11 protein-coding genes and 1 pseudogene are annotated in these 12,005 nt (G+C 74.9%); 3 read left to right on the forward strand and 9 right to left on the reverse strand.

Going from position 1 to position 12,005, the window contains the following annotated elements; genetic code table 11:
* The 5 genes and pseudogenes from AOK09_RS31495 to AOK09_RS31515 form a co-directional block, all read right to left on the reverse strand.
* Nucleotides 1–220: pseudogene (locus AOK09_RS31495) on the reverse strand (hypothetical protein); the annotation flags it as partial.
* Between the two features lie 601 nt (nucleotides 221–821).
* Nucleotides 822–2,204 carry a sensor histidine kinase gene (locus AOK09_RS31500; RefSeq protein ID WP_055590643.1) on the reverse strand — a complete coding sequence of 461 codons (1,383 nt, stop codon included), beginning with the start codon at nucleotides 2,202–2,204 and terminating at the stop codon, nucleotides 822–824.
* Nucleotides 2,201–2,881, reverse strand: a complete 681-nt coding sequence (locus tag AOK09_RS31505; protein ID WP_217698517.1) for a response regulator transcription factor — start codon at nucleotides 2,879–2,881, stop codon at nucleotides 2,201–2,203. The genes AOK09_RS31500 and AOK09_RS31505 overlap by 4 nt, the downstream gene beginning before the upstream one ends.
* 77 nt (nucleotides 2,882–2,958) lie before the next feature.
* A complete protein-coding gene (locus tag AOK09_RS31510; RefSeq protein WP_055590645.1) occupies nucleotides 2,959–3,783 on the reverse strand; it encodes a hypothetical protein in 825 nt (274 codons plus the stop codon).
* Between the two features lie 122 nt (nucleotides 3,784–3,905).
* Nucleotides 3,906–4,820 carry a LysR family transcriptional regulator gene (locus AOK09_RS31515; RefSeq protein WP_055590646.1) on the reverse strand — a complete coding sequence of 305 codons (915 nt, stop codon included), beginning with the start codon at nucleotides 4,818–4,820 and terminating at the stop codon, nucleotides 3,906–3,908.
* Nucleotides 4,821–4,928: 108 nt separating this feature from the next.
* Between AOK09_RS31515 and AOK09_RS31520 the strand changes: the two genes are divergently transcribed.
* Nucleotides 4,929–5,786, forward strand: coding sequence for an aldo/keto reductase (locus AOK09_RS31520; protein WP_055590647.1), 858 nt, complete (start codon nucleotides 4,929–4,931; stop codon nucleotides 5,784–5,786).
* Nucleotides 5,787–5,824: 38 nt separating this feature from the next.
* On the opposite strand, the gene AOK09_RS31525 is transcribed toward AOK09_RS31520, so the two are convergent.
* Complete coding sequence (locus AOK09_RS31525; RefSeq protein WP_217698518.1) at nucleotides 5,825–7,378, reverse strand: ArnT family glycosyltransferase; 1,554 nt, start codon at nucleotides 7,376–7,378, stop codon at nucleotides 5,825–5,827.
* A gap of 127 nt (nucleotides 7,379–7,505) precedes the next feature.
* Nucleotides 7,506–7,844 (reverse strand): DUF962 domain-containing protein, encoded by a 339-nt coding sequence (locus AOK09_RS31530; RefSeq protein ID WP_217698519.1) that lies wholly within the window; start codon nucleotides 7,842–7,844, stop codon nucleotides 7,506–7,508.
* 99 nt (nucleotides 7,845–7,943) lie between these two features.
* Between AOK09_RS31530 and AOK09_RS31535 the strand changes: the two genes are divergently transcribed.
* Nucleotides 7,944–9,182, forward strand: a complete 1,239-nt coding sequence (locus AOK09_RS31535) for a PucR family transcriptional regulator (RefSeq protein ID WP_217698520.1) — start codon at nucleotides 7,944–7,946, stop codon at nucleotides 9,180–9,182.
* Nucleotides 9,183–9,266: 84 nt separating this feature from the next.
* The gene (locus AOK09_RS31540; RefSeq protein ID WP_055590650.1) at nucleotides 9,267–10,148 is read left to right on the forward strand and encodes a sigma-70 family RNA polymerase sigma factor; all 882 of its coding nucleotides are present in this window, start codon (nucleotides 9,267–9,269) and stop codon (nucleotides 10,146–10,148) included.
* 51 nt (nucleotides 10,149–10,199) lie between these two features.
* On the opposite strand, the gene AOK09_RS31545 is transcribed toward AOK09_RS31540, so the two are convergent.
* Nucleotides 10,200–11,699 carry a carboxylesterase/lipase family protein gene (locus tag AOK09_RS31545; protein WP_055590651.1) on the reverse strand — a complete coding sequence of 500 codons (1,500 nt, stop codon included), beginning with the start codon at nucleotides 11,697–11,699 and terminating at the stop codon, nucleotides 10,200–10,202.
* Between the two features lie 118 nt (nucleotides 11,700–11,817).
* On the reverse strand, nucleotides 11,818–12,005 hold a 188-nt coding region (locus tag AOK09_RS31550), incomplete at its 5' end, for a cellulose binding domain-containing protein (protein ID WP_175609373.1).

Consider the following 12,005-nt stretch of genomic DNA (forward strand, 5'->3'; position numbering starts at 1 on the left):
GCTGGGGGGACACCGACGCCACCGGCGTCGGGGCGGGGGCGGGGGCCGGGGTGCCCTGGTCGGCGACCACCGGCGGGGGAGTGGCGTCGCCGCTGCACGCGGTGGCTCCCGCGGCGGCCCCGGCTGCCGCCAGCAGCAGCGCAAGGGTGGTGGTGAGCGGTCGGCGGGCGCGCGGCAGACCCGGCCGGGCGCTGCGGAGGTGCTGGTCGTTGCGGTTCACCGGTCTCCTTGAAAGGCATCGCGGGCGTAGGCCCTCGGGGGAATCACTGGCCTTCCGTCCCGGACGCATGGCAGACCGGTCGTCGTCGGTCCCCCGCGTCCCGCGGTCCCCTNNCGCGGGGCGATACGTGCCCGTGCCGGACGCTTCGCAGCCCTGGGGGTGCGGGCCGGGTGTGCCGCCTCCGATGCAGAGACAGGGGACCACGACTCTGTGAAGCGCTGAGCAGCATACAAGCCCGGCGCTCGTCGGCCGAGAGGCTGACTCGCACGGGGTGATCGCACAGGGTGATCGGCACCGGCCGACCACGGTCGGCTTGGCGGGTCGGCCCCCGGCGCGGGGCCCGTGGTCCGGCACGACATGGAGTGCGGGTCGGTTGTGGAGCGTCGTCCGCGTGGTACGGACGGTGTCGGGCACGCCCACTGCTGATCCAGGTGGGCACCAACGACATCCTGCTGGACGCCGCGGCTCCGTCACCCGGCCGGCCCCACGGCCGGTCACCCGGACCGGTCGCAAGCGCCTGTCGGTCCGGCTCGTCAGGTGCCCGTACGGGGAGGTACGGCCGGTCACACGGTTCGCCCTGTGGGCCGACCGCCCGGGTCCGTCACCCGGGCCGGTCGCACGCGCCCGTCGGCCCCGGCTCGTCAGGTGCCCGTACGGGGAGGAACAGCCGCATCCGCACCCCGCGCTCCAGCGGCTCCGCGGCGACCCCGCCGCCGTGCGTCTCGGCGATCTGCCGCACGATGGCGAGCCCCAGCCCGGAGCCGGGCAGCGAACGGGCCGCGGGGGAGCGGTAGAAGCGGTCGAAGACGAACGGCAGGTCGGCCGGCGGAATACCGGGACCCTCGTCGGCCACCGTCACCGCGCCGTCCGCCTCCACCGCCACCAGGATCCGGCCGCCCGGCGGGCTCCACTTCACCGCGTTGTCCACCAGGTTGCCCACCGCGCGCTCCAGCGCGTCGGGGTCCGCCTGCACCATGCACTCGGTCAGCCGTGTGCAGAGCGACACCGTGGCGGTACGGGCCGACGCCCGCTCAACCACGCGCTGGGCCAGCAGATCCAGCCGCACCGCCTCCACATGGGTCTGCGCCCGTTCGTAGCGGCCGAGGTCCACCAGGTCGTTGAGCAGCGCCCGGAGTTCCACTGCCTGCGCACGGGCGTCCCTGACCAGCGCCGGGGCCTGCGGATCGGTGACCCCGGCGCCCTCGTCCAGCAGTTCCAGGTTGGTGGTGAGGCTGGTCAGCGGGGTGCGCAGTTCATGCGAGGCGTCGGCGACCAGCCTCCGCTGGGCCTGGACCGACTCGTCCAGAGCGGCCATCATCGCGGTGAAGGACCGGGCCAGCCGGGCGATCTCGTCCCGGCCGCGGGTGTCGATCCGGGCGCCCAGGTCCTGAGTGGCCGTCACATGCTCCACGGTCTCGGTGAGCTGCCGCACCGGGCGCAGCACCCGGCCCGCCACCAGCCGGGCGGAGAGAGCGGCCAGCAGCCCGCCGCCGACCGTGATGCCCACCAGCAGGGCCCCCAGCCGTCCCAGCGTGGTGCCGATCACCGACTGCGGCAGCGCCGCCCGGACCAGCATGCCGGAGGCCCCCCGTGGCGCCGCCGTGTAGACCCGGTAGCGCACCCCGTCGTGCTCGGCGTCCTGGAAGTAGGGCGCCGCCGTGCCGTCCGCGACCTCCGCATCCCGTTCGGTGACCGGGAGGAAGCCGGTGTCGGAACCCACCTTGACCGGTGCCGGGATGAACTGGAGCAGGGTGTTGCCCACACTCACCGGTTTGTCGGGGATCACCGGCTCGCCCTTGGCCGCCTTGAACTTGAAGGCGGTGAGCAGCCGGTCGGAGTCGTTCTCGGCCGCGGAGACCAGGCTGCTGTCGTGCTGGTGGCTGAGTTCGCCGCCCAGCGAGGGGTAGAGCACCAGCGAGGCCAGCACCAGCGCCGCGAGCACCACCAGGCCCCCGGCCATCGCCACCCGGTTGCGCAGGCTCACGGCTCCTCCCGCAGCACATAGCCGAGTCCGCGGACGGTCTGGATCAGCCGGGGCTCGCCGCCGGCCTCCAACTTGCCGCGCAGATAGCTGATGTAGACCCAGAGGGCGTTGGACGAGGTGCCGAAGTCGTACCCCCACACCGAGTCCAGGATCAGCGCCCGGCTGAGCACCCGCCCCGGATTGCGCAGGAACAGCTCCAGCAGGGCGAACTCGGTACGGGTCAGCTCGAGCACCCGGTCGCCGCGCCGTGCCCGGCAGGCCGCCGCATCAAGCTCCAGATCGGCGCAGCGCAGCACCTCGCTGGCCGCGCCGCTGCGGCGCAGCAGTGCCCGCAGCCGGGCCCGCAGCTCCTCCAGGGCGAACGGCTTGGCCAGGTAGTCGTCGGCGCCCGCATCCAGACCGGCGACCCGGTCCTGCACCAGATCGCGCGCGGTCAGCATCAGGATGGGCGTCCGGTCGCCGCGGCTGCGGACCCGGCGGCAGACCTCCAGCCCGTTGGGCTCGGGCATCAGCACATCGAGCACCACCGCGTCCTGGCGGCCCGCCGCCAGGAGTTCCAGCGCCGCCCGGCCGTCGGCCGCCACCGACACCTCGTAGCCGTCCCGCAGCAGCGCGCGGGCCAGTGAGCGGCGAACCGCCTCGTCGTCGTCCACCACCAGCACTCGCATGGCCGACATGCTCCCCCACGGGCAGATGAAGAAAGGGTAAGGACGGCCGGTGCGGGGCCTGCCCCGCACCGGCCTGAGCGGAACCGTCAGGCTGCGCCCTTGGAGCCCGGGGCAGGCTTGGAACCACCGGAACCCGGCTTGTCCTTACCCTGCTTCACCGCGCTCAGCGCGTCCGCCAGCCGCTTCGGGGTCACGCCCAGCTGCTTGGCGATCGCGGCGAACTCCTTGCTCCGCGGGTTGATGCCGCCGGGCCGCTCGCCCAGGGCGAACAGCTCCTTGGCGGCGCGCGTGGCGGCGGCGCGGCTCACCCCCAGCTGCTCGGCCAGGTTCTGGGCGAACCCCGCAGGCACCCCGGGCGCCCCGGGCTTGCCTCCCGGGCCGGGCTTGCCGGGCTTGTCTCCGCCGGGCTTGCCGGGCTTGCCGCCGGGACCGGGCCTGCCCGGCTGCGGGCCGAAGAGGTCCCGCAGCACCGCGGCGGCCCGCTTGGTGGAGATGCCCAGCTCATGGGCGAAGGCGGCGACCACGGCCGGGTGGTCCGTCGGGTTGCCGCCCTTGGGACCCAGGGCCTGCTTCACATGGATCAGGGCCTGCTCCAGCCGCTGCGGGCTGACGCCCAGCTTGGCGGCCAGGTCGTCCACCGGCTTGCCCCGGTCCGGCCCCTTCTGCCCGGGCTTGCCGCCCGGGCAGACCACGCCCTTGGCGCCGAGCGCGCGCAGCTTCGCCTTCAGCGCCGCGAGCTGCCGGTCCGACAGCTTGCCCGCGCCCTTCGCCAGGGGCTGGCACTGCCCGGCGGGCTTGCCGGCCGCCGTGCCGTGCGCGGGCTGCGGACCGGCGGCCACCGCCGACCCGGTCAGCCCGGTCATCACCGCGACGGCGACCCCCGTCGCGATCCATCGTCCTCCGTGGTGCATCTGCGATCCCCTCCTCGGGTGGACGGGGCCCCCTGCCACCGTCCCGCAGTAAGAGCAGACCAGGCGCGGCTCAGACCGACTCTCACGGAACCTTGGAGCGGCCTTAGAGAAGTCGGGCGGCCTCAGGGGAGCCGCCCGGCCTCCCGTTCCCCGGCCGGTGCCGGGTCCAGGAGGCGGAGCAGTTCACGGGCGGCCGGGCCCAGCCGGTCGTCGGCCGGCACCGCGACCGCCACCTGCCAGCTGTGGGCCGCAGCGTCCGCCAGCGGGAGGGTGCGCAGCTCCGCGGCCTGCGGTTTGCGGGTGTAGGCCAGCGGCACCACGGCGACGCCCAGGCCGTGGTGCACCAGGTCCAGCAAGCTGTGCACATCGTTGACCTCCAGGGCGACCCGTCGGTCGACCCCGGCCGAGGTGAAGAGTCGGTCCGTCACCGCCCTGGTGCCCCAGTCGGCGTGGAAGTCGACGAACGCCTCGCCGCCCAGCAGCTCCGCCGTCACCCGGGGCGCGTCCGCCAGCGGATGGTCGGCGCGGCACACCGCGACCATGGGCTCGCGGACCAGCGGGATCAGCCGTACGGTCTCCGGGGCGGCCCCGCAGAGCGCGACGAACGCCAGGTCGGCCCGGCCGGCCGCGACATCCTCGACCAGGGCGGCCGAGCCGGCCTGCCGCAGCCGCACCTCCACCCCGCCGTGGGCGGCGCGGAACCGCGCAAGCAGCGCGGCGACGTCGACCCCGGCGATGCACTGCTCGGTGCCCACCGACAGGGTCCCCCGCAGCAGCCCCTGGACGGCCGCCACGGCCGCCCTGCCGGCCCGTACGCTGGCCAGCGCCCTGGCGGCGTCGCCCAGCAGGGCGTGCCCGGCGCCGGTCAGCTCGACACTGCGGGTGGTGCGCACGAACAGCGGGGTGCCCAGTTCCCGCTCCAGTGCGCGGATCGACGCCGACAGGCCGGACTGGGAGACCATCAGCCGCCGGGCCGCCCTCGTGAAGTGGCGTTCCTCGGCGACGGCGACAAAGTACTCCAGATGGCGTAGTTCCACGATTGTGCAGCCTAGATGCTCAGTGCCTTCGCTTTCTTCTATTGGACGGCAGGCGGCGGCGGGGAGAGGCTGGCACCGTTGACCAGCACGACGAAGGGTGCGAGGACCATGCAGACCCGCCGGATCGGCGACACCGAGGTCAGTGCGATCGGGCTCGGTGCCATGCCGATGTCCATCGAGGGCCGCCCCGACGAGGCGCGCTCCATCGCCGCCGTCCATGCGGCGCTCGACGCCGGTGTCACCCTGATCGACACCGCCGACGCCTACCATCTGCACGCCGACGAGGTCGGGCACAACGAGACCCTGGTGGCCAAGGCGCTCGCCGGCCACGCCCTCGGCGGTGACGTCCTGGTCGCCACCAAGGGCGGCCATCTGCGGCCCGGTGACGGCACCTGGACCCTGGACGGCTCCCCCGAGCACCTCAAGGCGGCCTGTGACGCCTCGCTGTCCCGGCTGGGCGTGGAGGCCATCGGCCTCTACCAGTTCCACCGTCCCGACCCCCGGGTGCCCTATGCGGACTCGGTGGGCGCGGTGCGGGACCTGCTGGACGCCGGCAAGATCCGGATGGCGGGTATCTCCAACGCCGATCCGGAGCAGATCCGGCTGGCCAACGAGATCCTGGGCGGCCGGCTGGTCTCGGTGCAGAACCAGTTCTCGCCGGAGTTCCGCTCCAGCGAGCCGGAGCTGGAGCTCTGCGACGAGCTGGGCATCGCCTTCCTGCCCTGGAGCCCGCTGGGCGGCATCTCCCGGGCCGGTGGGCTGGGCACCACCCACGCCGCCTTCGCCCGGATCGCCGACGCCCACGGCGTCTCGCCGCAGCAGGTCTGCCTGGCCTGGATGCTGGCCAAGTCGCCGGTGGTGATCCCCATCCCCGGCTCCAGCCGGCCGGAGACCGCCCGTGACTCCGCGGCCGCCGCCGACCTGGTGCTGGACCCGGCGGAGCTGGCGGAGCTGGACGCGCACTGACGACACCCGGGGACGGTGTGCCCCGCCCCCTCGCGGCGTCAGCCGAGGTGGCGCATCTGCTGCCACAGCTCGGGCCACGGGCGCAGGGGGTGGCGGCACACCCGGATGGGGCCGTGGTTCTCGTCGTTGTCGACGTCGATCCGCTCGTCGACCCGGCCGGCGTCGCGGACGTCCGCGAACCACTGCCGCAACTGGTCGGGGTGGTCCCAGCCCACGGCGATCACCACATCGGTGCCGTCCGGCGGCCGCCCGAAGTCGGCCATGCCGTTGTGGCCGGAGTAGGCCCGCGGCAGGCCCTCGGCGGGGCCGTAGCGGGCGAGCGCCCCCGCCTCGCCGTAGTTCCCGGTGAGGATGACGGCGCGGTCCCGCTCCTGGGCGGGCAGGGACCGGTACACCGCCGCGATCGAGTCGGTGAAGGCGGGCCAGCCGATGGTCTCCCCGTCGTCGTAGTTGACGACCACCACGAAGCCGGGAAGCCGGTCCGCGGGGATCACCGGCAGCGAGATCACCGCCGCCGAGACCAGCGCGGCCACCGCCCCCGCCCCCAGCCACCAGCGGCGGGCGCCGGGCGCACCCCAGCGCACGGCGGCCGACCCGGCGGCGGTCAGCGCCAGCAGCAGCGGGGCGTCGTAGTAGCCCTTGCCGCCGGTGGCCAGCACCATCGCGTACACCACCACCGCGGTCCGGCTGAGTGCCCGGTAGCGGCGCCACTCCGGCCGGCGCTCCAGCGCCCGCAGCCCGGCCACCCACACCGGCAGTGCGAACGGACTGACGATCACCAGCTGGAGCAGCAGACCGGTCAGCCGGCCCCCGTAGGAGCTGCCCCCGCCGGAGATCGCGGACGCCATCCGCAGCTGCGGAAAGCCGTGCTCGGCCTGCCACACCAGGTTGGGCGCGGCGATCAGCAGGGCGAGGGCGGCGCCGATGAGGACCCGCCGGTCGGTGAGCAGCGTACGGGGCCCGGCCCAGGCCACGCCGATCACCAGCCCGGCGCCCAGCAGCAGCGGCAGGTCCTTGTTGAGCAGGCCCACCCCCAGCACCGCACCCACCGCCGGCGCCCACCGGGTGTCCCCGGTGCGCAGCACCCGTACCGTCCAGCGCAGCACCACCAGCCACACCAGCACGTCGGCGGTGGTGGTGGAGAGCAGATGCCCGGCCGCCAGGACGATCGCCGAGGTCGCCGTGAGGAAGGCGGCCGCCGTCTGGGCCGCCCGGCCGCCGCCCAGTTCGCGGGCGATCCCCGCCACCAGCAGCACACAGCCGCCCGCGATGAACGCCGAGGGGGTGCGCAGCGCGTACAGGTTCCCGGGGGCGACCAGGTCGGCCAGCCGAGCCAGCAGCGGCGTCAGCGGGCCCTGGTCCGGATAGCCCCACGCCGGGTGGCGGCCCGCCTGGAGGAAGTAGAGCTCGTCGCGGTGGTACCCGTACCGGCCCGCCAGGAGCAGCAGCACCAGCACCGTGGCCGCCGCGGCCCACCGGGGCCCGGCCGACGGCGGCCCCGGGTCCGGCGGCCGGGGCTCCGCGGACACCCCGGCCGCAGGCCGGTCGAGGACGGGCGAGGGCTCCTGCGAGCCCGGATCAGTCTGCGCCACCACGCCAGCATGGAGGCCGCGCCGGGCCGCTGTCACCCCCCGTGCCCGGTTGACCGCAGAGCGGACACGGCATGCGGCTCAACGGAGTTGACGGTTCGTCAAACGATGTCGCGTCAAACGGCTGACGTCAGTCCAGGCCGCGTCCGGCGATCAGCTCGCCGACCTCCTCGCACCAGAACGCCAGCCCGCACAGCTGGAACGAGACAAAGCCCTTGGTGAGCGCCGGGTTGTTCTTCTCGAAGAGCTTGTGGCCCGCCACCTGGAGCGCCCAGCTCGCCGCGAACATCGGCACCCCCACCCGTGGCCGGGCGAAGAGCAGCGGCAGCGAGACCGCCACCCCGGGGATGCCCACCAGATGCGTCATCCGGATGCCCCGGCTGGTGTGCTGCGAGCGGTAGTAGGCCATCTTCTCCGCGAACGGCGCCGTCCTCGGCGGCACCTCCGGCTCGGCTGCGACAGCTGCCACGGGCACTCCTTCCCTCGGGGTCTTCCCCGCGAATACTGGCGGGAGTGACAATCCCGGACAACGACTCTGCGCAGAACGCGTGGGGGGTCTTATCAGCTGATGACAACCGGGCGGAACGGGGCAGCCATGGGCCACCAGGCGCGGGAGCAGGTGCAGCGGGACATCCTGGGCGAGGTCGGACCGGCCGTGGACACCCTGGTGCAGCAGGTGCGGCGGCAGGTCCCCGCCTACCGCGCCCTGGACGGCAGCAGACTCCCGGAGGTCCGCGCCATCACCGCCTGGGTGCTCACCCGCAGCCTGGAACTCTGGGTGGACGGCGGCGACTTCACCCCCGCCGACCTCGCCCGGTTCCGCGGCATCGGCGCCGCCCGGGCCGCCGACGGACGCCCCCTGCCCGCCGTGCTGCGCGCCTACCGGGTCGCGGCCACCGCCCTGCTGGAGCACCTCGCCACCCACACCGCGGACCTCCTGGAGGTCGAGGACGTCTTCGCCCTCGCCGGACTCTGGCTCTCCGGCCTGGACACCATCTCGGAATCGCTCTACGCCGGCTACACCGCCGCCGCCGAGCGGCTCTCCGGCGACCGCAACCGGGCACTGCGCGACCTCCTCGACGACCTGGTCACCGGCCGTCACTCCTCGGCCGGCGCGCTCGCCGACCGCACCAGCCGCCTGGGCGTGAGACTGCCGGACCCCTACTGCCTGCTGGTCGCCGAGCCCGACCCCGCGCAGTCCGCCGCGGGCCGGGAGGCCGTCCTTCCGGAGGCGTCCGCCGCGGCCACCGCGGCGGCCCTCGCCGACGGACTGGGCGAACCCGGCGGCGGAACCGTGCTGATGACCACCCGGGGTCCGCGCGCCGTGCTGCTGCTCCCCGCCGGCACCGCCGGCGAACTGCCCGCCGCCCTCGCCCTCCACCACTGGCGCGGCTGCGCCATCACCGGCGAGCCCGCCGAGCAGATCCCCACCGCGTACCGGCTCGCCGCCGACGCCCTGGACACCGCCCCCGTCCACGCCTACGGCAGCCAGGCGCTGCTGCACGCCGCCGACGCGTATGTGCTGGCGCTGCTCGGCGCCCGTCCCAGCGCCTCCCCCGAACGGGTCGCCCAGGCGGTCCTCGGGCCCCTGCTGCGACCCGACCGGCGCCATCTGGCGGAGGCCCTGGACGCCTACCTCGACACCGGATCGGCCACCGCCGCCGCGGACGCCCTCCACCTGCATCCGCAGACCCTCCGCTACCGGCTGCGCCGCATCCGGGAGCTCACCGGCCGCGACCCCCGCCGCCCCTGGCACCGGCTGACCCTCGACATCGCCCGCAACCTCGCCACCCGCCGCACCCCCTGAGACCCCGGCGGCCGGGACGCGGTCACATCGACGGCGGTCCGTCCGTCAAGGTGGTGACCGGACGCGAGACGGAGAATGAGGCAGATGGACGAGCGTGAACTTCTGGCCGGACGGTTCGAGGAACACCGGCCGCACCTGCGGGCGGTGGCCCATCGGATGCTGGGCTCGTTCAGCGAGGCGGACGACGCCGTCCAGGAGGCGTGGATCCGGCTCAGCCGCACCGGCGGCGACGAGATCGGCAACCTCGGCGGCTGGCTGACCACGGTGGTGGGACGGGTCTGCCTGGACATGCTGCGCTCCCGGGCGTCGCGGGCCGAGCAGTCCCTGGAGGGACGGCTGCCCGACCCGGTGGTGGGTCCCGAGGAGGGCCTCGACCCCGAGCACCAGGCGGTGCTCGCCGACTCGGTCGGCCTGGCGCTGCTGGTGGTCCTGGAGACGCTGGCCCCGGCGGAGCGGCTGGCGTTCGTGCTCCATGACCTGTTCGGGGTGCCCTTCGAGGAGATCGCGCCGATGGTCGACCGCACCCCGGCTGCGGCCCGGCAGCTGGCCAGCCGGGCCCGCCGCCGGGTGCGGGGCGCGGCGGCGGCGCCGGAGGGCGACCCCGGCCGCCAGCGCCGGGTGGTGGACGCCTTCCTGGCCGCCGCCCGGGACGGGGACTTCGACGCGCTGCTGGCGGTCCTGGACCCGGAGGTGGTGCTGCAGGCCGACCTGGGGCCCGCGGCGGGCGTGTCCCGGGTGGTCCGCGGCGCCCGGGCGGTGGCCGGTCAGGCGCTCACCTTCGCCAGGGCCGCCAGGGCCCCGCTGCCGGCCATGGTCAACGGTGCCGCCGGGGTGGTCTCCACGGCGGACGGGCAGCCGGTGGCGGTCCTGGGCTTCACCGTGGTGGACGGCCGGATCGCCCGGATCGACATCCTCGCCGACCCGGACCGGCTGGCCCGCCTCGACCTGGCGTTCCTGAACGGCTGACGGCCGGCGGGCGGTGCCCGTGCCCCGGCCGGTGGCCGGGGCACGACCGGCTCAGCGCACGCCGTTCCAGAGCCGGCGTTCGGCCGCCCGGGGGTCGTGCACCACACCGCTGCCGTCGGCAGCGAACCGCAGCACCGCACGGTCCGCCCCGTAGGCGGGCCAGGACGGCCCCGGGCTGCCGTCGCGGGCGAAGGCCACCCAGGCGGCGTGCATCTCGTCGGCGAGGTGCTGCGGCGGCGTGCCGGCGTCGCCGAGGGTGCCCTGCGCGAGGTTGTCGAAGACGAACCCGATCTCCAGGGCGTGACAGGCGCCCAGCCGCCCGTCGAAGGCGGGGGAGCGCCAGTCGAAGTCGTACACCCAGGTGGGTGCGCCGTGGGCGGCGCGGGCCTCGGCGATCCTCACCGCCGGGATGCGGAAGGTCTGGTCGGTGAGCACCGCGGCCAGCAGGTCGCCCGGGGAGGCGTCGGGCAGCGCCTCACCGTAGACGGCGACGACCTCCCGGGGGTCCGGCCCGCAGTCGGCGAGCAGGGCCGGCAGCGACTCCGCGGGCACCGAGTCGCTGATGCCGGTGGGGACCAGGTAGAGCCGGAACTCCTCCGCGTTGGTGCCGGTCAGCAGGGGGTAGGCGGTGCCGGCTCCGGCGGCGGCCGCGTCGACCGGCCGGGCGGGCAGCAGGTCGCCGTCCACCACCGGCATCAGCACCATGCCGCCGCCCGCGGCCTCCCCCCACTCCTCCCGGCCGTGGCCGGTGGTGAACTCGCGCTGCACTGCGCTGACCGCCTGCAGCAGCCGCCGGGGGTCCGCGCCGCGCAGGGCGTCGGCGGTGGCCGGCAGCTCGGCGTGGGCGGCGACGCGGGTGGTGATGCGCAGGGCGATGTCCGCGGGGAGGGCGTGGTGGCCGGCGCCGCTCTGGGCGATCGCGCGGTGGAAGAGCCCCGCCGCCCGGGGGACGGTCATCAGGGTGGTGACGCACATGGCGCCGGCGGACTCGCCGAAGAGGGTGACATTGCCGGGGTCGCCGCCGAAGGCCGCGATGTTCTCCTGGACCCAGCGCAGGGCGGCCAGCTGGTCGAGCAGCCCGAGGTTGGCGGTGCCGTCCGGCAGCAGCAGGAAGCCCTCGGCGCCCAGCCGGTAGTTGAGTGTGACGCAGACGACGCCGTCGCGGGCGAAGGCGGCCCCGTCGTAGACGGGGACCGCGGAGGAGCCGTTGCGGAAGGCCCCGCCGTGGATCCAGACCATCACCGGCAGGGCGGAGTCGCGGCCCGGGGCGGGGGTCCAGACGTTGAGGTTGAGGAAGCCGTCGCCGGGGATGTCGGGGTCCGGCAGGATCGCGGCGAGAGCCGGGGGATAGCCGGGCTTGGGAGCGGTGGGGCCGAAGGCGAAGGCGTCCCGCTCGCCGTCCCAGGGCTCGGGCGGCTGGGGCGCGTGGAAGCGCCGCCGTCCGACCGGCGGTGCGGCGTAGGGGATGCCGAGGAACGCGGCGACACCTCCGGTGTCGTCCACCTCCCGTCCGCGTACCTTGCCGTGTGTGGTCGGGACGACGATCTCCACGGGGCCTCCCGGTGCCTGGGCCGCTGTTCACCCAGCAGCGGGACCATGGTCACCGGGGCGGCGTCCGTCGGCAAGACGGCCGCCGCCCCGATGTACCCGCCTCAGCGTCCCTGCGGTGCTACTTCACCGTGCAGGAGGCGCCGTTGAGGGTGAAGGCGGCCGGCTTGGAGTTGCTGCCGGTCCAGCTGCCGGTGAAGCCGAAGGAGGCGGTGCCGCCACCGGCCGCCAGCGACTTGTTGTACCCGGCGTCGGCGACCGAGACGGTGGCGCCGCTCTGGGTGTAGGTGCCGTTCCACAGCTGGCTGA

The organism is Peterkaempfera griseoplana, from assembly GCF_001418575.1.
Taxonomy (GTDB): Bacteria; Actinomycetota; Actinomycetes; order Streptomycetales; family Streptomycetaceae; genus Peterkaempfera; species Peterkaempfera griseoplana.